The 18,767-nt window shown below is 51.0% G+C and carries 17 protein-coding genes; 11 read left to right on the top strand and 6 right to left on the bottom strand.

The genetic code is table 11. From position 1 onward, the window contains the following. The first annotated feature begins 313 nt into the window (after positions 1-313). The 5 genes from Q7P67_RS11190 to Q7P67_RS11170 are packed head-to-tail and all read left to right on the top strand — an operon-like array spanning position 314 to position 4,251. Positions 314-1,237 carry a branched-chain amino acid ABC transporter permease gene (locus Q7P67_RS11190; RefSeq protein ID WP_303852169.1) on the top strand — a complete coding sequence of 308 codons (924 nt, stop codon included), beginning with the start codon at positions 314-316 and terminating at the stop codon, positions 1,235-1,237. Next, on the top strand, positions 1,234-2,175 hold the full coding sequence (locus Q7P67_RS11185; RefSeq protein WP_303852167.1) for a branched-chain amino acid ABC transporter permease: 942 nt from the start codon (positions 1,234-1,236) through the stop codon (positions 2,173-2,175). Before Q7P67_RS11190 ends, Q7P67_RS11185 begins: the two co-directional genes overlap by 4 nt. Next, entirely contained in the window at positions 2,172-2,885 is a 714-nt protein-coding gene (locus Q7P67_RS11180; protein WP_303852165.1) for an ABC transporter ATP-binding protein, read from the top strand. Before Q7P67_RS11185 ends, Q7P67_RS11180 begins: the two co-directional genes overlap by 4 nt. 1 nt (position 2,886) lies before the next feature. Next, positions 2,887-3,591 carry an ABC transporter ATP-binding protein gene (locus tag Q7P67_RS11175; RefSeq protein ID WP_303852163.1) on the top strand — a complete coding sequence of 235 codons (705 nt, stop codon included), beginning with the start codon at positions 2,887-2,889 and terminating at the stop codon, positions 3,589-3,591. A 15-nt stretch (positions 3,592-3,606) separates the two neighbouring features. Next, the gene (locus Q7P67_RS11170) at positions 3,607-4,251 is read left to right on the top strand and encodes a CBS and ACT domain-containing protein (RefSeq protein ID WP_303852161.1); all 645 of its coding nucleotides are present in this window, start codon (positions 3,607-3,609) and stop codon (positions 4,249-4,251) included. 192 nt (positions 4,252-4,443) lie between these two features. Here the strand turns inward: Q7P67_RS11170 and Q7P67_RS11165 are convergent, their stop codons facing one another. Together Q7P67_RS11165 and Q7P67_RS11160 are read right to left on the bottom strand one after the other, a co-directional pair. Next, a complete protein-coding gene (locus tag Q7P67_RS11165; RefSeq protein ID WP_303852159.1) occupies positions 4,444-5,631 on the bottom strand; it encodes an MFS transporter in 1,188 nt (395 codons plus the stop codon). Between the two features lie 16 nt (positions 5,632-5,647). Further along, a complete protein-coding gene (locus Q7P67_RS11160; protein ID WP_303852157.1) occupies positions 5,648-6,523 on the bottom strand; it encodes an AraC family transcriptional regulator in 876 nt (291 codons plus the stop codon). A 147-nt stretch (positions 6,524-6,670) separates the two neighbouring features. On the opposite strand from Q7P67_RS11160, the gene Q7P67_RS11155 reads away from it, so the two are divergent. From Q7P67_RS11155 to Q7P67_RS11130, 6 genes are all read left to right on the top strand, one after another. Further along, complete coding sequence (locus Q7P67_RS11155; RefSeq protein WP_303852155.1) at positions 6,671-7,876, top strand: aldo/keto reductase; 1,206 nt, start codon at positions 6,671-6,673, stop codon at positions 7,874-7,876. Positions 7,877-7,987: 111 nt separating this feature from the next. Next, the gene (locus Q7P67_RS11150; protein WP_303852153.1) at positions 7,988-8,878 is read left to right on the top strand and encodes a permease; all 891 of its coding nucleotides are present in this window, start codon (positions 7,988-7,990) and stop codon (positions 8,876-8,878) included. A 2-nt stretch (positions 8,879-8,880) separates the two neighbouring features. Further along, a complete protein-coding gene (locus tag Q7P67_RS11145) occupies positions 8,881-9,162 on the top strand; it encodes a hypothetical protein (protein WP_303852151.1) in 282 nt (93 codons plus the stop codon). Between the two features lie 7 nt (positions 9,163-9,169). Then, the gene (locus Q7P67_RS11140) at positions 9,170-9,724 is read left to right on the top strand and encodes a hypothetical protein (RefSeq protein ID WP_303852149.1); all 555 of its coding nucleotides are present in this window, start codon (positions 9,170-9,172) and stop codon (positions 9,722-9,724) included. Between the two features lie 45 nt (positions 9,725-9,769). Beyond that, positions 9,770-10,762 (top strand): CsgG/HfaB family protein, encoded by a 993-nt coding sequence (locus tag Q7P67_RS11135; RefSeq protein ID WP_303852147.1) that lies wholly within the window; start codon positions 9,770-9,772, stop codon positions 10,760-10,762. A 61-nt stretch (positions 10,763-10,823) separates the two neighbouring features. Beyond that, positions 10,824-12,080 carry a CsgG/HfaB family protein gene (locus tag Q7P67_RS11130; protein ID WP_303852145.1) on the top strand — a complete coding sequence of 419 codons (1,257 nt, stop codon included), beginning with the start codon at positions 10,824-10,826 and terminating at the stop codon, positions 12,078-12,080. Positions 12,081-12,083: 3 nt separating this feature from the next. Here the strand turns inward: Q7P67_RS11130 and Q7P67_RS11125 are convergent, their stop codons facing one another. The 4 genes from Q7P67_RS11125 to Q7P67_RS11110 all read right to left on the bottom strand — a co-directional run bounded on the left by Q7P67_RS11125 (position 12,084) and on the right by Q7P67_RS11110 (position 18,762). After that, positions 12,084-13,364: a 4Fe-4S dicluster domain-containing protein gene (locus Q7P67_RS11125; protein WP_303852134.1), complete on the bottom strand. Its 1,281-nt coding sequence runs from the start codon at positions 13,362-13,364 to the stop codon at positions 12,084-12,086. Positions 13,365-13,411: 47 nt separating this feature from the next. Beyond that, on the bottom strand, positions 13,412-16,459 hold the full coding sequence (locus tag Q7P67_RS11120) for an efflux RND transporter permease subunit (protein WP_303852132.1): 3,048 nt from the start codon (positions 16,457-16,459) through the stop codon (positions 13,412-13,414). Next, the gene (locus Q7P67_RS11115; RefSeq protein ID WP_303852129.1) at positions 16,456-17,565 is read right to left on the bottom strand and encodes an efflux RND transporter periplasmic adaptor subunit; all 1,110 of its coding nucleotides are present in this window, start codon (positions 17,563-17,565) and stop codon (positions 16,456-16,458) included. Before Q7P67_RS11115 ends, Q7P67_RS11120 begins: the two co-directional genes overlap by 4 nt. A gap of 135 nt (positions 17,566-17,700) precedes the next feature. Then, positions 17,701-18,762: an iron ABC transporter substrate-binding protein gene (locus Q7P67_RS11110; protein ID WP_303852128.1), complete on the bottom strand. Its 1,062-nt coding sequence runs from the start codon at positions 18,760-18,762 to the stop codon at positions 17,701-17,703. Between the last annotated feature and the right edge of the window lie 5 nt (positions 18,763-18,767).

The raw sequence follows: 18,767 nt of genomic DNA, 5'->3' as shown, positions 1-18,767 counted from the left end.
GTCATTTTTTTAAAAATATACGAGGACACAGGAAGTGTCCCACGGAGAATGTTTTCAGCCGATTTATGGATGAAAACATGCGTAGTGAGAGCAAAGCGTAGTTTATCTGAGCTTTGCGTTAGTAAAAAAATGACACGAAGTCATTTTTTTAAAAATATACGAGGACACAGGAAGTGTCCCACGGAGAATGTTTTCAGCCGATTTATGGATGAAAACATGCGTAGTGAGAGCAAAGCGTAGTTTATCTGAGCTTTGCGTTAGTAAAAAAATGACACGACGTCATTTTTTTAAAAATATAATTAAGGAGCTTCTGGTGGTTCAACTTGAGGTCTTTCTACAAACGCTGGTTTCGGGGCTTCTCCTTGGCGGACTATATGCTCTTATAGGTCTCGGAATGACTCTTATCATGGGCGTTATGAAGATAATAAACCTTGCCCACGGTGAACTGATGATGGTGGCTATGTACATTGCGTACTGGCTTTTCACCCTTATGGGTGTGGATCCGTATGTTGCGGTGTTTATAGCGTCACCTGCGCTGTTCATTCTGGGCGTGCTGATACAGAAATATCTGATAACCCCCGTAATAAAGGTGGAATCTATTCTGCCTGAAAATCAGGTTATTCTGACAGTGGGCATAGGCATGGTTCTGGCGAGCCTTGCCACGGTGTTTTTCAAGTCCGACTACAGGTCAACCCCTGTTGATTACGCTTCTGTGACATGGTATCTGTCGGATTTCTGGCAGAACAGCCCCATAGAGCTTTCAATATCTCTGCTTTGGGCTGTTTCTTTCGTGTTTTCGGTGCTTATCACCCTTGCACTGTGGTTTTTCCTCAGCCGCACGGATATCGGCAAGCAGATACGCGCCACGTCGCAGGACAGTGATGCCGCTATACTCATGGGCATAAACGTTAACAGGGTGCGGGCGTTCAGCTTCGGGCTTGGTTCCGCCATAGTTGCGGCGGCGGGCTGTCTGTTTATCCCGCTTTACTATCTCTATCCGGCACTGGGCGGTCAGTTTACTCTTATAGCTTTTGTTATAACAATTCTCGGAGGTCTCGGCTCAAACATCGGCGCCATCATCGGCGGTCTGATACTGGGTGTTTTCGAGTCCATGACTTCAACTTACATAGGTATGGGTTGGGCGCCTGTGGGCAGATTTGCCATTTTCATAGCTGCGCTTGTATTCCTGCCGGGCGGTATCGCCTCTCTCCTTAAAAGCCGGAGGTTTGGAAAATGAAAAAATTCTATCCACTCATAACTCTGGCGGTGCTTCTGGTGCTTCCCCTTCTGGGTTTCAGCACCTACGTTATGCACATTTTCATTCTGCTCCTCATGTGGGCGACTATTGGTATGTCGTGGAACCTGCTTTCCGGCTACTGCGGACAGGTTTCTTTCGGTCATGCGGCGTTCTTCGGCATTGGCGCATACACTGCCGGAATACTTTACAGCAAGGCGGGTGCTTCCCCATGGCTGGGGCTGCCTCTCAGCGTGCTTGTGGTCGGTGTCTTTGCCTTCATTATCGGTCTGATAGTCCTCAGGCTCCGCGGTCCTTTCTTCGCACTGGCAACCTTGGCATCCGGCGAAGTTTTCAGGGTAAGTGCTGAGAACATGGAATGGCTCACTAACGGCACTCTGGGTATCATGCTTCAGAAAAGGCTCTGGGTCAGCAAGGAACCGTATTATTACATAATCCTTGTGATAGCCGTTGCGACCTTTCTGCTTATGAAATATCTGATCGGCTCGAAGCTGGGTTATTTCTTCGTGGCGATACGCGAAGATCAGGACGCGGCGGATTCACTCGGAATAAATACGACGCTCTACAAGACCATAGCGCTTGTGGTCAGCGGCATGATAACCGGCGTTGCCGGCGCATTCTATATGAACTATATGGGCTATATCGACCCGCATATAGTGTTTGCGCTTCACGACGTTTCCATTATTACAATCATGATAGTAATGGTGGGCGGCGTTGCGACCCAGTGGGGACCGTTTGTCGGCGCTGTGATCATGGTAATGCTTCAGGAGGCGGTGCGCTCAATAGGCAGTCTCGGCGCGCTCCATCAGGCTATTTTCGGTCTGCTGCTGATATTTATAATCATCTTCCTGCCCAACGGCATTGTCGGCGATTTCGGTAAGATCAAACGATTCTTTGGTCTGGGGAGGGTGAGAGCATGAGTCTTTTACAGGTTAAGGACGTATCAAAATTCTTCGGCGGACTGGCTGCCGTTTCCGGAGTCAGTTTCGACGTGAACGAGAACGAGATACTCGGCATAATAGGACCAAACGGAGCGGGGAAGACCACTCTGTTCAACGTTATCAACGGATTCTATAAGCCTTCCAAAGGCGATATAATCATGAACGGCAAATCCATAGCGGGGAGAAAGCCCCATGAGATATGCAAGGCGGGCATGGCGCGCACCTTCCAGATAGTGCGTCCCCTGCGCAGACTCAGCGTTTTCGACAACGTTCTGGCTTCTGCTTTCCTGCGGGCAAAGAACAAGGCGGACGCGGAGAAGATAGCAACTGAGGTGCTTAAATTCACCGACCTTTACGAAGACAGGGAAACACTGTCAAAAGGGCTGCCGCTGGGCAAACGCAAACGCCTTGAGATAGCGCGCGCGCTTGCCACCAGACCAAAACTTCTGCTGCTGGACGAGTCCTTTGCGGGGCTGAACCCCGCAGAGTTGGATAAGTCCATAGAGATTATCCGCAACATAAAAAAGAGCGGCATCACGGTTATGATAATCGAGCACCATATGAAGGTTATCATGTCCATATCCGACAGAATAGTGGTGCTGACATACGGACAGAAGATAGCCGAGGGAACGCCGGACGAGATACGGCACAACCAGCAGGTTATCGAAGCGTATCTGGGGGAGGCGTAGGATGCTTGAAGTAAAAAATATCGATGTGTTTTACGGCGACCTTCAGGTGATTTTTGACGTGTCTTTCGGTGTTAACAAGGGCGAGGTTGTGGCGCTTATCGGTGCCAACGGCGCCGGAAAGTCCACCATTCTGCGCACCATATCCGGGCTCGTGCATCCCGTGCACGGAGACATCGTATTCGACGGGCAGACAATTAATAAGCTGCACAACTACAGCCTTATCGAGCTTGGACTCGTGCATGTGCCGGAAGCCCGCAGACTGTTTCCGGAAATGACGGTTGAGGAGAACCTTGATATAGGTTCTTTGCGCGGACAGGCAAAAAAGCAGAGAAAAGTTAATAAGGACAAGATATTCGAACTTTTTCCGAGACTGCTGGAGAGGCGCAGGCAGCTTGCAGGAACCCTCTCCGGCGGCGAACAGCAGATGCTTGCCATCGGCAGGGGGCTTATGTCTCTGCCGAAACTGATGATGCTGGACGAACCCTCGCTGGGTCTTGCTCCCATACTGGTTAAAGAGGTTTTCCGCGTCATTGAGCAGGTGCGTTCTGAGGGAATGACGGTGCTCATCGTTGAGCAGAACGTCAAACAGACCCTTGCAATTGCGGACAGGGCTTATGTTCTTGAAAACGGAAAGCTCGTTATGAGCGGAAATGCGGCTGACCTTGCAAACGATGAACACGTCAAGGCAGCATATCTCGGCGTATAAAAGCGGAGGCGTAATATGTACGTTAAAGACTGGATGACCCATACGGTTCACACTGTTGATATAAAGGACGGAGTTGTTGCGGCTGTCAGACTGATGCGCGCAATGAACATAAAACACGTTCCGGTGATGGATCACGGAAAGGTGACAGGGCTGGTTTCCGACAGGATGCTGAAAGAGTATCTACCGTCAAAGGGAACGAGCCTGGACGTTTTTGAGCTGAACTATCTTCTTGAAAACACAAAGATAACCGATGTTTTGAAGCATGAGGTCATCGTATGTGCACCGCAGCTCCCCATCGAAGAGGCGGCTATGCTGATGCTTGAGAAGGGAATCGGCTGTCTGCCTGTTGTTGAGAACGGGGTGCTTGTGGGGATAATCTCCGATAAAGATATCTTTAAAGCGATGATAGACATTACAGGCGGCAACAAAAAGGGTTACAGGATAACCTTTATCCTTGAAGACCGTTCAGGAAGCATAAAAGAGGCGGCGAACATTGTACGCGCCCACGGCTTCGGGATAGAGAGTATCCTCAGCGGACACATAGCGCCGGACGGGATGAGAAAGGTCGTTATACGGTCGCGCGGGAATGGTGACGGCGAGGCAATGTGCGCGGAAGTTATGAAGACTTATCCTGACGCAGAAATTCTTTTCAGAGGGTAATATTGGCGGTCATATACTTCGCATTGCGGCGTCAGATTTTCCTCGGAACTGCTCACATACTTAATCTGTATGCTCGCAGTCCACTTGGCAAATCTTCCTTGCACTGCTAGTATCTTACCACCAAATTGAAGATAGTATAACTGAACAGCCCCGCCGGAGCGGGGCTGTTTTATCTGCAAATTCTTTCAATTGTTATTTATTATACAGTCCCTTGGGTTCTGTCAGCAGATACAGGAAAGCAAGAACCGGCAGTGCGAAACCTGTCCACATGGCGGCATAGAAGCCGTATGATGCGTAGACGTATCCGCCGAGAGCCGAACCTGCCGCGCCGCCTGCGAAGAACGCTGCCATATAAACGCCGTTAACGCGGCTTCTGTACTGTGCCCCCAGAGAAAATATCACCCTCTGCCCCATGACCTGACTGGCTATAGCGCCGAAATCCAGAACAACAGCACACGCCGCCAACAGAAGCGCTTCCGCCGTTCCGCGTCCTCCCGCAAGGTGCGGCAGAAACAGCCCGAATGCCGCCGTGAGTATCGCCATTGCCGATTTAAACTTCGTAACGCCTTTGTCGGCTATCCGACCGCCTATGGGTGCCGCTATCACGCCTGCCGCCCCCACAAGACCGAATATCGCTATATGCCCCTGCGTCATGCCGTATGCGTCGCCCATGAAATACATGGGAACCACAGTCCAGAAAAGGCTGAAAGCGCTGAACAGCGCCGCCTGATATACCGCCCTGCGGCGCAGGACAGGCATAGTCAGAAACATTTTGCCCATGGAGGAAAGCAGTGTCCCATAGCTCATTGTAGCTGTGGGCTTGCGCTCCGGCATCATCTTATAGAGCACCGCCATCAGCAGTGTCAGTATAACGGCGGAAATCACGAAAATATAGTGCCATGAGGTCAGCTCCGTAACGATGCTGGCGAGGGGTCTTGCCAGCATAACACCCAGCAGCAGACCGCTCATGACATATCCGACAACCCGTCCCTGTATCTCCTGCGGGGCTATTCCCGCGGCATAGGGGATAATTATCTGCACAGCCACCGAGCCTATGCCTATCAGAAGGGATGCGGCGATGAACTGCGCGGAGTTCTGTGCGAAGGCCGCGCCCAGAAGGGAGATTATCCCAAGGGAGGTTATGGCTATTATGAGTTTTCTGCTCTCGAACATATCCCCCGTGGGAACGACGAACAGAAGCCCAAGCCCGTAGCCCGCCTGTGACATTGTAACAAGCAGCCCCGCTGCGGCTGGAGCCATGTTCAGGTCTTTTGATATCAGCGCAACCAGCGGCTGCGCATAGTAAAGATTTGCCACGATAAGACCGCATGAAGCGGCAAGAAGCATCACGATTGATGCGGAAAAGGTCTGTTTTTTCACTTTTTTCACCAATAAATCAGTTTAATCCGGTTCTCATCTCTTTCGATTCGCTGGCAGGCGTTCTGCCGAAGAGCTTTTTAAAATCTCTGCTGAACTGTGACGGGCTGGCATATCCCACTCTGCCGGAAGCGTCGCTGGCGTTCATTCCATCCTGAATCATCATCAGCCGCGCCTTGTGCAGCCGTATGCTTTTCAGATATTGCAGGGGCGAGGTGGACGTTACCGCCTTAAAATTGTGATGGAACGCGGAAAGGCTCATATTTGCCTCTCTGGCGAGCACGTCCATACTGAACTCGCTGTCGAACTCCGTCTGCATCCTGCGCAGAACCTTTGCAATCTGGCTGAAGTTGCTGTGGCGCACGGCGAGCGCACGCAGTGCCGCGCCCTGACTTGTGCAGAGGATGCGGTAGATTATCTCCCGCACGATCTGCGGACCTAAGATGCGGCAGTCCCTCTCGGAAGCTATGCACCTGAGAAGACGCACGGCGGCGTCGGTCATCTCGCCTGTCAGAACTCCGGAGAAAGCGCCCGCAAAGCTCTGCTGATAGCCTATTTCCGAATCCATGTCCAGAAGCAGCTCGCCGACTGTCGCAGGGTCAACCTTGATGGATATGCCAAGCAGAGGTTTTTCAGGCGATGCGTCGGTTTCGCATTCCAAAGGCAGCGGAACGGACATCACAAGGTAGTGGTTCGGGTCGTAATGGAGAACTTCCTCGCCCATATACACGCGTTTGCTCCCCTGTGCCAGAATGAAGATGTTCGGCTCATAGACAAGGGGCGTTTTCCGCACGGAATGGTCAGTGCGGATGAAGCGCACCTCCGGCAGCGGCGAATGTGTCACGCCGGGTTTCAGCGTAAACTGTTTCAGAAGCTCCGTCATAGTATTCTGCATTCTCTCCTCCGCTGTTATGAATAATTCAATTCTCTGCAATATTCCAGCCTTTTGCAGAAACAGGCAAGAAAAAGGCAGGAATGAGTATTGTCGATGGTATTATAAAGTATATTCTGACAGCATAGTTTTTATTACGGAGGTTTCGCGATGCTTTACAGGAAAATGCCGAAAACGGGGGACGAACTCTCAATTCTTGGGTTCGGGTGTATGCGTCTTCCCATGAAGGACGGACAGATAGACGAAGAGCGCGCAACGGCGCAGCTTCGCGGTGCGATAGACAGAGGCGTTAACTATGTGGATACGGCATGGCCTTATCACTTCGGTGCAAGCGAACCGTTCGTCGGCAGGGCGCTGAAAGACGGATACCGCGAAAAGGTCTTTCTTGCCACAAAACTTCCCTGCTGGCTGGTGAAGACACCGGATGATATGGAAAAGTATCTTAACACACAGCTTGAGAGGCTGGAAACGGATCATATCGACTATTACCTTATGCACAGTCTCGGCTGGGACACATGGAAAAAAATGCTGGAGATGGGCATAACGGATTTCATGGACAGAATAAAAGCGGACGGACGCGTGCGCAGGGTGGGTTTTTCGTTCCACAGTGCGCCGGACGAGTTCAAGCCCATAGTTGATTCATACAATTTCGATTTCTGCCAGATACAGTTCAACTATCTGGACAGGGATTTTCAGGCGGGGCTTGCGGGTCTCAAATACGCCGCGTCAAAAAATATGGGCATAGTGATAATGGAGCCTCTGCGAGGCGGAAGTCTCGGAAGTGCGCAGCAGCCTGAGGCTGTTCAGGCGGTGTTCGACACTGCCGAAACGAAGCGTACACCCGTTGAATGGGCACTGCGCTGGGTGTGGAACCATCCTGAGGTGGGAGTGATACTCTCCGGCATGAACGAGGAGGCTCACATTGACGAGAATATAAGAATAGCTTCAGAGGCGGAGCCGCTGTCACTGACGAATAAAGAGCTTGAGATAATGGATAGGGCTGAAGGTGAGTTCAAAAAGCTGATAAAGGTGAACTGCACAGCCTGCGAATACTGCCTGCCGTGTCCGGTTGGTGTGAAGATACCGGTATGTTTCGAGCATTACAACAATATGTTCATATTTAACGACCCCAACGCAGCTCTGTTCCGGTATGCGGTGCAGACCGGAGAGGCGTTTGCGGAGCATCCGAACACAGGCTTTGCTTCCCAGTGTGTGCAGTGCGGCGAATGTGTGGAAAAATGCCCGCAGGGTATAGATATTCCTACCGAGCTTGCCGAAGTTGTGAAGGTGATGGAGGCGGGCGATTTTCAGGGCAGAGTGGCAGGCGTGCGCGCCTTCGCCCGACGGGAACTTTAGAAACAGCATATCAGGGCGGAGGGGTGACTCTCCGCTTTTTTTTATCCTTATATTGACATAGAAACAGTGAGGGTGCAGACTGTCTGATATTTTATTTGGAAAGGGTTTGCCGTGTATAATCTGTTACAGGTATTCGTCATAAAATCCTCCGCAATAGTGATGGAGGCTCTGCCGTTTATTCTGCTGGGTTCTCTGGTCTCCTCACTGATACATGTCTACGTCTCTGAGGAAACGGTCGTTAAATCCGTGCCGGACGGCGTTTTCCGCCAGATAGTCTCCGGTATTTTCCTTGCGCTTTTCATACCTTCCTGCGAGTGCGGCATAGTGCCCATCGTCCGCAGGTTGAACGCGAAGGGTGTTCCCGCGCCAATGTCTGCGGCTTATATGATTGCGTCGCCCGTTATCAACCCTGTGGTGATGATAGCCACCTATGCGGGTTTCAAAGGCAGCGCGGAGATGACCCTTATGCGTGTGTTTATAAGTATACTCGCCGCTTTTGCCGTTGGATTTCTGTTTTCGCGGCTGAAAGATCCTTTTTATGCGGTGAAGACAGAAACACATTCCCACGGCTGCTCCTGCGGCTGCCATGGCGGCAGAGGTTTTAAAAACGTGATCAGCCATGCGAAGGACGATTTCGTTCAGACCCTTGCGTATCTTATAACCGGAGCTTTTTTTGCAGGAGCGTTCCACGTTCTGATGCCTGAGAGCGTCATAAATTCCATCGGGGGGCACGGCGCTGCTGCCGTTGCCGTTATGATGGTTTTTGCCGTTCTGCTCTCCGTCTGTTCCGAGGCGGATTCTTTCGTAGCCTCATCATTCGTTCGTTTTTCTCCCGCCTCGATGCTGGCGTTTGTGAACTTCGGACCTATATTTGACCTTAAACTTGTCTTTATGTACAGGGCGGTGATGTCAAACCGCACTATGACAAAAATGGTGCTGACAGCGGCGGCTCTGGTGTATGCCGTGTGCCTGCTGCTGGATTATGCCGGATTCGGGGTGTGAAGATGTTCAGAAGACTTGAAGGGATACTTTTGACGGTTTACGGATGCTTTCTGCTTTTTCTCATGCTGAGCGGCAGATACAGTCTGTATATGAACCCGAAATATATGTGGCTGACGTTCGTCTCCGCGCTGATGCTTCTGGTTTACGGCATACACGGCACGATCTATCCGCCGGAGCACCCTAAACCGTTTTATACTGCGGTGATAGCGCTTCTTATAATCCTGATGCTGGCTGTTCCCGCCCGTGAACTTGGCGCGGGCGATATGCTGTTTTCACCCTTCTGAGGTCGATATGAAATATATTACATCCGTTCTGACCGTTATCATGGTGATAGTTCTGGCATTTTCAATCTTCCATAACCGCAGGGCAAAGGAGGAGGCGAAATTTGAGGATCAGTATGTAAAGCTGAACATAGCCGAGCTGTATCTGGTTCTCAACGATGATAAAATGACTGCGATGCACGATATGCGCTACGTTTTCAGAGGCAGGGTATATCTGGACAGTGCCCTTGAGAAGAGCGGATATTTCGGTGTGCTGCGGGTAGCCATGGTATGCTGTGCGGCGGACACAATAGCGGCGGGGTTCAGGATACCTGTTAAATACCTCCCTGCCGGAACGAAAAACGGCGACTGGGTTAAGGTATACGGCAAGGCGAAGCGCGTCGGACGGGACAAAGAGGGAGAAACCGACCTTACGGACAAATCGTCAAGAACCATGTCCGGTTCGCCTGTCTCAGTCAGCGTGAGAAACGATTTTATCTTTATTCCCGACAGGGTAGAGACTACGGAGCGACCCGACGACGGATATATGTACAAGTGGAATCCGTCGGGACCATATAACTATTAAAAATATTGTTTTTATGCTATATTATAACCTATGAGGTTGTAATATATGAAGAAACTGCTTGCCTGCGCCGCTTTTGCGGCTCTTCTGGGCTGTGCGCCCAAGGTCACAACATCCGTTCTGATGCCTTCAAAAGCGGACGGTATATCCTCTCTGAGAAACATCGCGGTTCTTCCCTTTTCCGGCAGCTACGGAACACAACTGACCCCTTCCGCAGAAAAAGTTCTTGTCACCGCAGAGGTGAACGGAACTCGCTATTTCAGAGTGGCGGACAGACAGAATCTGAACAGGGTGATTTCCGAGCAGAAACTTCAGGTTTCAGGCATAACCGACGAAACCGCAGCCGTTAAACTTGGCAGACTGATCGGCGTTCAGGGCATATTCACAGGAACTGCCGACAGAAGCGTCAGCAGCTCTAACTATACCGAAACGCGCACGAAATGTGCCGGAAGCGACAGCAAGGGCAAATGCACCTCTTTTTATGACTACACCGTCGTCTGCACGAAGAAGAAGGCGGCGATCACATTCATACCCAAACTTATTGACGTTTCCACCGCGCAGGTGGTCTATTCCGAAAAGATAACCGGCGAGGCGGAGGACGACAGATGCCGGGACAGCGGGGTTGCGCTTATATCCGATTACGACCTCCTGAAATCTGCGGAGGATTCCGCAATGAGCGAGTTCCGCACTCAGGTTGCGCCGTATACAGCAAACGTCAGGCTTACATTGCTGACGGATAAACACGGGCTGGACGGCGATGGGAAAGATCTCCTGAAATCAGCACAGAAATTCGCCGAAGCGGAAAGACTCGACAGAGCCTGCGCAATGTGGCAGGAGGGTGCGGCGAAGTATCCGCAGTCCCCTTCGTTTCTGTATAATCTCGGTCTGTGCCGGGAAACCGAAGCAAAATATGAAGAGGCGCTGGAACTTTATATGAAGGCGGACGCGCAGACCGATAAACCGGATAAGGTAATCGGTGCAGCCATCATGAGGGCGAAACAGCGCATCGCTGATACGGATAGGCTGAAAAAACAGCTTTAATAAGATTAAATCGTTTCTTTTTTTAATATCGCCTGATAAAATTTAATATCTGGAGGCGGGTATGAAAAGAATGTCTTTGTTTATGGTATGCGCAGTTATTTTCGGATGTGCCGGAGCGGATATGTCCGCCGGAAAACAGACTTCCGCGGCGGGTTCGCTTTATATGAAAGCGTCAGTTGTAAGGGTTGAGGGAGATACGGCACTGCTGAGGACAGACCCGCTTCCTGAAAACATGAGTAAAGACAACCCCATCGCCTCGCTTACATCGAAAATCCTGAACCTTACATACCTTACCGAAGGAACGAAGACCACCGTTAACGGTAAAAGCGCTGCTGTCACTGAAAAAAGAGGGGATACACTGATGATAATGCCCTCCGCAGGGCTTAAAACCGGAGACACGGCGGAACTTTATATCCCCAGAAAGACACTGATAATATCCGACCTGAAAGTTCTGGACAACTCGAAGAATATGACAGGTAAGCTGGCTTTTGACGAGTTCTCTGAGAAACTTACCAACTCAGGCAGGTTTGCTGTGCTGGAGCGCAGGGAGCTTTCGGCGATAATGCAGGAACATGCCCTTGAGCTGAAAGGTCTCACAGACCCGCAGCAGGCATCACTGCTCGGTCAGCTTCTTAAAGCCGACCTTATGCTTACGGGCGATATGACGAAATCCGGCTTCAACTGTGTTTTCGATATAAGAGTGATAGATACGGCAACCTCAAAAATTCTGGGTGTCGCCAGAGAAAGCACCCTCTGCTCGAAAGTGGCTGACACGAGAGACATTCGCTCAACCTCCTCTGACTATGGCGATTTCGAATCTTCGGAAACAAAGGGCTGGGTTTTGGGCGACGTGCAGAATTTTACAGGCAGAACCGTTCTTGACACTGCCACAGGAGCAAAAGGAACATCTTCAAGCCTGATGGTGGCGGTGAAAGACCGCGACATAACAGACACTTCGGTAATTCTTAACAAGATGAAAAGAGATCTTTCCGGCTTCACTCAGGTGAACTTCTGGGCAAAGGCGGACAGACCTATGACAGGTGTTTTCTTTGTAGATGATGAGGATGAGGACGGTCGTTCCGAATATTTTGACAGATGGTCCGGTACGTTCTGGCTCACTACGGAGTGGCGCGAATATACCCTTAATCTGGACGAACTTACACTGAGCAAGGGTATAAACCCCAACTCGAAAATGAATTTCGGCGATAAAAAGTTTTCGCCGGACATGGTGAAGATGAGCGGTTTCATCTTCCCGAAACATAAAAACAAAGAGATAACCGAAGCTAAAGTCTGGGTGGACGAACTCAGTTTCCGCTGACGGTCACTGTCCTGTTTTCTCTATAAGTTTCAGCAGATATCTGGATTTCACCTGCTCGCTCGCCATATAGCGTTTGACCGGCGGCAGTTTCAGTATGGCGCCTATGACGGCAGCCATCGCCCTGTGGGACAGAAGCGCCCTGTTGTCGAATATCAGATCCTGTAGTTTTCCGCGCTCCACAGCCATCATAACAACCTTATGAACGCCAGTTTCCGGCGTTATCACCCGTTTTTCACGGGATTTCAGCTTCAAAGCGTCGGTCTTGCATCCGCGCAGACATACTCCGCAGCCGAGGCAGGTGTCTTCATTCAGTTTTGCCAGCTTTTTCTTAGGCTTGTGCGGATCGTTTGCGGAGACCATCCCCATCGCCTCAACGGGGCAGAGTTCCGCGCATTTGCCGCATCCGGTGCATTTCTCAGCTTCAATTTCAGGTAGAAAGTTTGACGTGTGTACAGGGTTCATAATGGCGAATTTGCGGGCGGCTATGAGCGCCTCGCAGCAGCATCCGCAGCAGTTGCAGATGAAGCTGACTTCCCGTTTGCTGTTTTCGCCGAACTGCACCAGATTGTTTTCGTATGCCTGTGCCAGCAGATCCGTGCATTCTGAAACATCTATCTGCCGTGCGTATCCGTGGCGGATGAGCGAGCTGCCCACCGTGTTGAACGTCATACAGATATCCATGGGCGCGTCGCAGGCTTTGCCCATGTGCTGCATCTTGTGGCGGCAGTAGCACATGCTGACGCCGATATGGCTTGCGGTCTTTATGACCTCCGTTGCGCGTTCATAGTCCAGAACGTAGAGGTTGTTGTCTTCGGAGAGCACCTGCTCGTTTACAAAGGTTCGCCCAAGCTGGGTTTCACCGCCGACGAAGAGGTTTTTTATGAAGTCCTCCTCAACGTTCATATACTGGTAGTATAACTGTGCAAGGAGTTCCTGATTTATGTCGCCGCGGGTGCGCATCATTGAAAATTCGAAGAAGCCCGCCATTGGGGGCGGCAGAACGTAGGTCATCTGACCGTTTTCAATTATGTCCAGAAGGAGCACCTTGTCGCAGAACGCATCCAGTTGTTTGCGTGCCTCAAGGTCACTCACCTTCCATATCTTCGCCGCGTCCTCCGCCTTAAAGGGCTTGATGGGAAGCTGCGCTATGAGTGCCGCCTCTTTTTCCGTCATGAGTACCGACAGTATCTTAAAAAGGCTTTCCGATGCCGGAGCGCCCAGCGGAAATCTGTTCAGCCTTTCGGCAAGGCTGCTGTAGCCGTGTTTTGCGGTGTGATGTGCCATATCGTTCCCCTGAAAGATTATAGCCGATAATCACAATGATTTAAATACTAAATACTTTCAGCCTCGTCCGGTCTTTTGACAGTGGCGAGTATCTTATATGCCAAAGGAACTATCATAAGCGTCAGAACCGTTCCCAGAAGCAGACCGCCCACGATAACCCAGCCGAGCTGGTGACGGCTTTCCGCTCCCGCACCTGTTGCGAAGGCGAGGGGGATTGAACCCAGAACCATAGCGGATGTGGTCATGAGGATAGGGCGAAGACGCAGTGTCGCCGCCTTTATGACCGCTTCTGTTTTTGTCAGTCCCGTAAGCTGCAGCTGGTTTGCGAACTCAACTATGAGGATACCGTGTTTCGTTATCAGCCCTATGAGGGTTATAAGCCCTATCTGGCTGTAGATGTTCAGTGTGTTGCCCGTCAGTTTCAGCGCCAGCAGAGCACCCGTCATGGAGAGGGGTACCGTGAGCATTATGATGAACGGGTCTATGAAGCTCTCAAACTGTGCGGAGAGCATCAGATATATGAACAGTATGGCGAGTATGAACGTGAAGACCAGACCGCCGCTTGATTCCCTGAACTCTCTGGATTCGCCGTCGTAGTCGATTGTATAGTTTTCGGGAAGCATCTTCTGCGCTGTACTGTTGAGATAGTTCAGGGCTTCGCCCAGAGAATATCCTGAGTTCAGTCCGGCGCTGATTATGGCGGCGCGTGTCCTGTCGAAGTGGTTGAGGGACTGTGCGGTTATGCCCTCTTTAATCTCGACGAGGTTTGAAAGGGGAACCATCTCTCCTGTGGGCGTGCGGACGTATAGTCTGTCCAGATCCTGCGGCACGGTGCGCCTTGAATCCTCGGTTTTAAGGATAACGTCGTACTGCTCGCTGTCCAGCTTGAACTGGGTCACGGTGCTTCCGCTGAACATGGTTTCGATGGCTCTGTTAACGTCCTCAACACTGATTCCCATAGCCGCCGCTTTGTCCCTTGCGACGCTCACTTTCAGCTCCGGCGTGTTCAGTTTAAGATCGCTTCGCACAGAGGACAGCATGGGGCTTTGGCTCACCTCGCGGATGAATTCGTCGGTGATCTTGTTCAGTTCAGGGTAGGATGCCGTTGTCTTTATAACGAACTGCACAGGCTGTTTTGTGGCGGAAAGTCCCAGAGATGGCGGGTTTATGGGAAACGCCCGCACGTCTGGTATCATAGCCATCTTTGGAGCTATCTCCGCCGCTATCTCCTGCTGGCTTCTGGTGCGCTCGTCCCATGTTTTAAGCCTTATGACAGTTCTGCCGTCGGCAACAACGGGGGTGCCCACGCGGGTCTGCACAGCGGTGCGTTCGGGGATAGTGGTATATATCTTTTCAAGTTTTTTTGCTGATTCCATGGAATATTCCGGTGTCGCTCCGTCTGGTCCCGAATATACGCCGAAGATAACGCTTCTGTCTTCAAGTGGTGCAAGCTCCGACGGGAGCGATTTCAGCAGGTAGAAACCGAGTGAAAATACCGCCAGCATGACTGCTATGCCGGGCAGCCACGATTTTATGGAGAGGCGGAGAACGCCTTCGTAAACTGAGTCTATGCGGTCGAAAAACGCGTCTGCCGCGCGGTTTAGACGGTTTTTGTGATGGTTCTCTTTCAGCATCTTCGAGCACATCATGGGGGTCAGTGTCAGCGCGACGAAACCGGACACTATCACCGCACCCGCAAGGGTTATGGCAAACTCCGTAAACAGCTTGCCCGTTCTGCCCTGAGTGAACGCAACCGGAACGTACACCGCGGCAAGGGTCAGCGTCATTGAAATGATGGGCAGCGATATCTCTTTCATACCGTCGATAGCCGCCCTGAAAGGCTTTGCGCCGTTCTCTATGTGTCTGTGTATGTTCTCCAGAACAACTATGGCATCGTCAACAACCAGACCGACTGCAAGAACGAACGCCAGCAGAGTCAGTGTGTTTATGGAGAACCCAAGCCCCCACATGATAGCGAACGCGCCCACAAGGGAGACTGGTATCGTCACCAGGGGTATGATGGTTGAGCGCAGGTTGCGCAGGAAAAGGAATATTATGATTATAACCAGAAGCACGGCTTCGGATATTGCGCTGTAAACGTTTGCGATGGAGTGGTCGATGAACACCGACGAATCGTATGTTATGAGCAGTTTCATGCCGTCGGGCAGAGTTTTGTTTATATCATCAACGACGACTTTGAGGTCTTTGGAGATGTTCAGCGGGTTTGCCGTACTCTGTTTCACAACACCCAGACCGATAGCGTTCTGCCCGTCCAGCCTGTAAAACGAGCGCGAATCTTCAACGCCCATTTCAACGTGTCCTATATCTTTGATACGCAGCAGATATCCGTCCCTGTCCTCTATTACGATGTTTTCGAACTCCTCCGGCTTGTTAAGGCTTGTTTCGGCGAGTACGGAGAACTCCCTCGACCTGCTTTCCACCCGTCCGCCCGGCACCTCAAGGTTCTGTGCGGATACGGCGTTTTTAACGTCGGCGACTGTTACGCCAGCCGCAGCCATTCTGTCCGGATCCAGCCAGACGCGCATGGCATATCTTCTTTCGCCGTAGATGTTTGCCGACGCAACACCGTCGATAAGCTCAATGCGTTTCAGGATGAACCTGCTGATATAATCCGATATCTGCGCCGGAGAGTGTTTCGTGCTGGTGACGGTCATGAAGATAATTGGTGACGCGTCCGCTTCCACCTTTGTAATGACGGGTTCGTCTATGTCGTCGGGCAGTGAGCCGCGCACCCTGCCGACCCTGTCGCGGATGTCAGCCGCAGCGTCACCGGGGTCGACGTTCATGTTGAACACAACGGTGATGTTGCTCTGTTCCTGCCTGCTCTGGGAGGTGATGCTTTTTATGCCGTCGATACCGGATATCCGGTCCTCAATTATCTTTGTGACTCTGCTCTCTATGATGTCGGGGCTTGCGCCTGTATATTTCGTCTGGATGGAGACGGTTGGTTCGTCTATGTTCGGGTATTCCCGCACGGTCAGTTCTTTGTACGCTACAAAACCGATGAGCAGAATAATAAGGCTTAAAACCGTTGCGAGTACGGGCTTGCGGATTGTTATTTCAGACAGTTTCATTTGTTATCGCCTGCGGGGGTTACGGTATCTTTGTCCCTTATCCTGTCCTGACCTTTAGTTATTATTATGTCTGAAGGTTTGATGCCGGATGTGACCTCCACCCAGCCTGTGGTTCTTGCACCTGTTGTGACCTTGGTTTGCAGTGCCGTCCCGTTGTCATACAGAAAAATGAACTTGCCAGACGCGTTCTGCATTACTGCCGATTCGGGGATAAAGAGCGCGTTCTGTTTTGCCCCCGTTTCTATGCTCACCTGTGCGAACATTCCGGGGCGCAGGGTTCTGTCGGTGTTTTTTATGATGCCGCGGACGGTCATGCTGCGGCTCTTTTCGTCTATTTTGGGATCGATAGCGTATATCTTTCCTGTGAAAGTTTTGTCAGGGTATGCGTCCGTTGTGAATGTGAACGTCTGGGATGCTTTAATGCGTGAGACCTCTGTCTGTGGGATGCTGAACTGTATTTTTAGGGTTGCTATGTCCTCAAGGTTTACAATCTGGGTGCCGGGCTGGATATAGTTTCCGGCGCTCACCTGCCGCAGTCCCACCGTGCCTGAGAAGGGAGCCTTTATGACGGTCTTGTCAAGTGCCGCCTTTGCGTGTCTCACGTCGGCTTCACTGCGCTGCCAGTCGGCATATGCAATGTCTCTGTCCTGTTTTGATACTGCGCCGGAAGCAACAAGGTCTTCCGCCCGTCTGTATTTCGCCTCGTTAAGGTCGCGGTCGGTCACGGCGCTGTCAAGCTCGGCTTTCAGGGTGGAATCGTCGATGCGTACAAGTACCTGCCCCGCCTTTACGTCCTGCCCTTCGGAGAAGTTTATTGAGGTTATTCTCCCTGACGTTTCGGAGGTGACGATTACCGATTCGTTGGACAGCAGAGTGCCCACTGATGTTATAGCCTCGGATATATTGCGCATGGTTACCGGTGCAGTCTCAACGTATGATTTTTTATCTTTAGGTTTCTGCGCCTCTTCCTGTTTCCCCTGCGAAAAGCCCTTTCCGCCGGATAAAAAGAAAGCCGCACAGGCAGCCGCCACCGCCGCAGCGGCAATAAAACTTTTCATAAGTGCCGGATTCTTCCAGCCGGAATTTTTTCTGCTATTCACTTCCATAACACCCCTCAGTCAAATCAATAAACAGCTTAATATTAAAGACTGCGGAAGTGAATTAAAATTCATAATCTGATAAAATTTTACATGAAAAAAACAGGGTCGGCAGAGGACTTCTCAACCGACCCGCAGAATGGATTATTTTCTGACGGAGGTGGCGAGTATCTCGTTGACCTGCGCGTCTGTGAGTTTCATGTTGTAGAACAGGCTGTAAAACTCTTTGGTTTTTGCTTTGATATCAACCTTATATTGTCTGGGATAAAGGAGGTTTGTCATCCATATTACGCCCATTATCCTGTTTACAGACGGGGGTCTGTCCATCCAGTTGAACGGTGCGAAAGGAGTTTCGTATACGTTTTTCGCTTTGACTGCTTTAAGCCCTGCCCAGAGCGGGTCGGAGAAAATTGTCGTATAGAATCTGTCGGTTGAGAAACCCTGATCTGAACAGACTATGATAAAGTCGGAGTTCCAGCCCATCACCTGTTCCATGGAGACGGGTGTGCGCCCGAAACCGGGGGTCTCCTGAATGCTGGCAACGTTTTTACCGCCCGCTATGTCTATAACCTCCGCATGGTTTGAGCCGGAGGGGTCTGTCTCAAGCCCTTTTGCGCCCTCGGCATAGTAAACTGTTACCTTTTTGTCGGCGGGAACCTTTGCCAGAGCTGCTTTAACGTCTTTCATGGTTTTGCTGTAATAATCTGCAAGAACTTTCGCTTTCTTTTCGGAACCGGAAACCCTGCCTATCGCAGAGATAACTTCCGCGGTTTTCACTATGTTGCCGTCAAGGACTATGACGGGGATATTGAGCTGTGCCTGAAGTTTGTTTGCGGTGTCGATGTTCATCGGGTTGATGTCGGAGATATGGATTATGAAGTCGGGTTTGACCTTGAGTATCTCCTCATAGTTCATGGTTATCTTTTTACCGCCGAAGTTGCCGCCGAGGTTGGGCAGTTTCTGATATTGTTCGGATGTGTATTTTTTTTCCATGGGGGTTATGGGCCAGTTTATTCCGGCTATCTTTTCCGGTGCTATGGCGTAGAGATAAAGTGTGCCGATGGGGTTTGTCGAGAAAACTTTTGTGACCTGTTTCGGCATGTCCACCGTTCTGCCTGCCATATCGGTGAACTTATAGGTATCCGCCGCGAAAGCGGACACGCAGAATAACATCATCAGAATCGTGAGTCTGAGCGCTTTTAACATTGCGT

The sequence above is a fragment of the Seleniivibrio woodruffii genome, assembly GCF_029267515.1.
Classification (GTDB): Bacteria; Chrysiogenota; Deferribacteres; order Deferribacterales; family Geovibrionaceae; genus Seleniivibrio; species Seleniivibrio woodruffii_A.
Note: the sequence above shows the minus strand (reverse complement) of the source record. Positions and strands in the feature narration are given on the sequence as shown.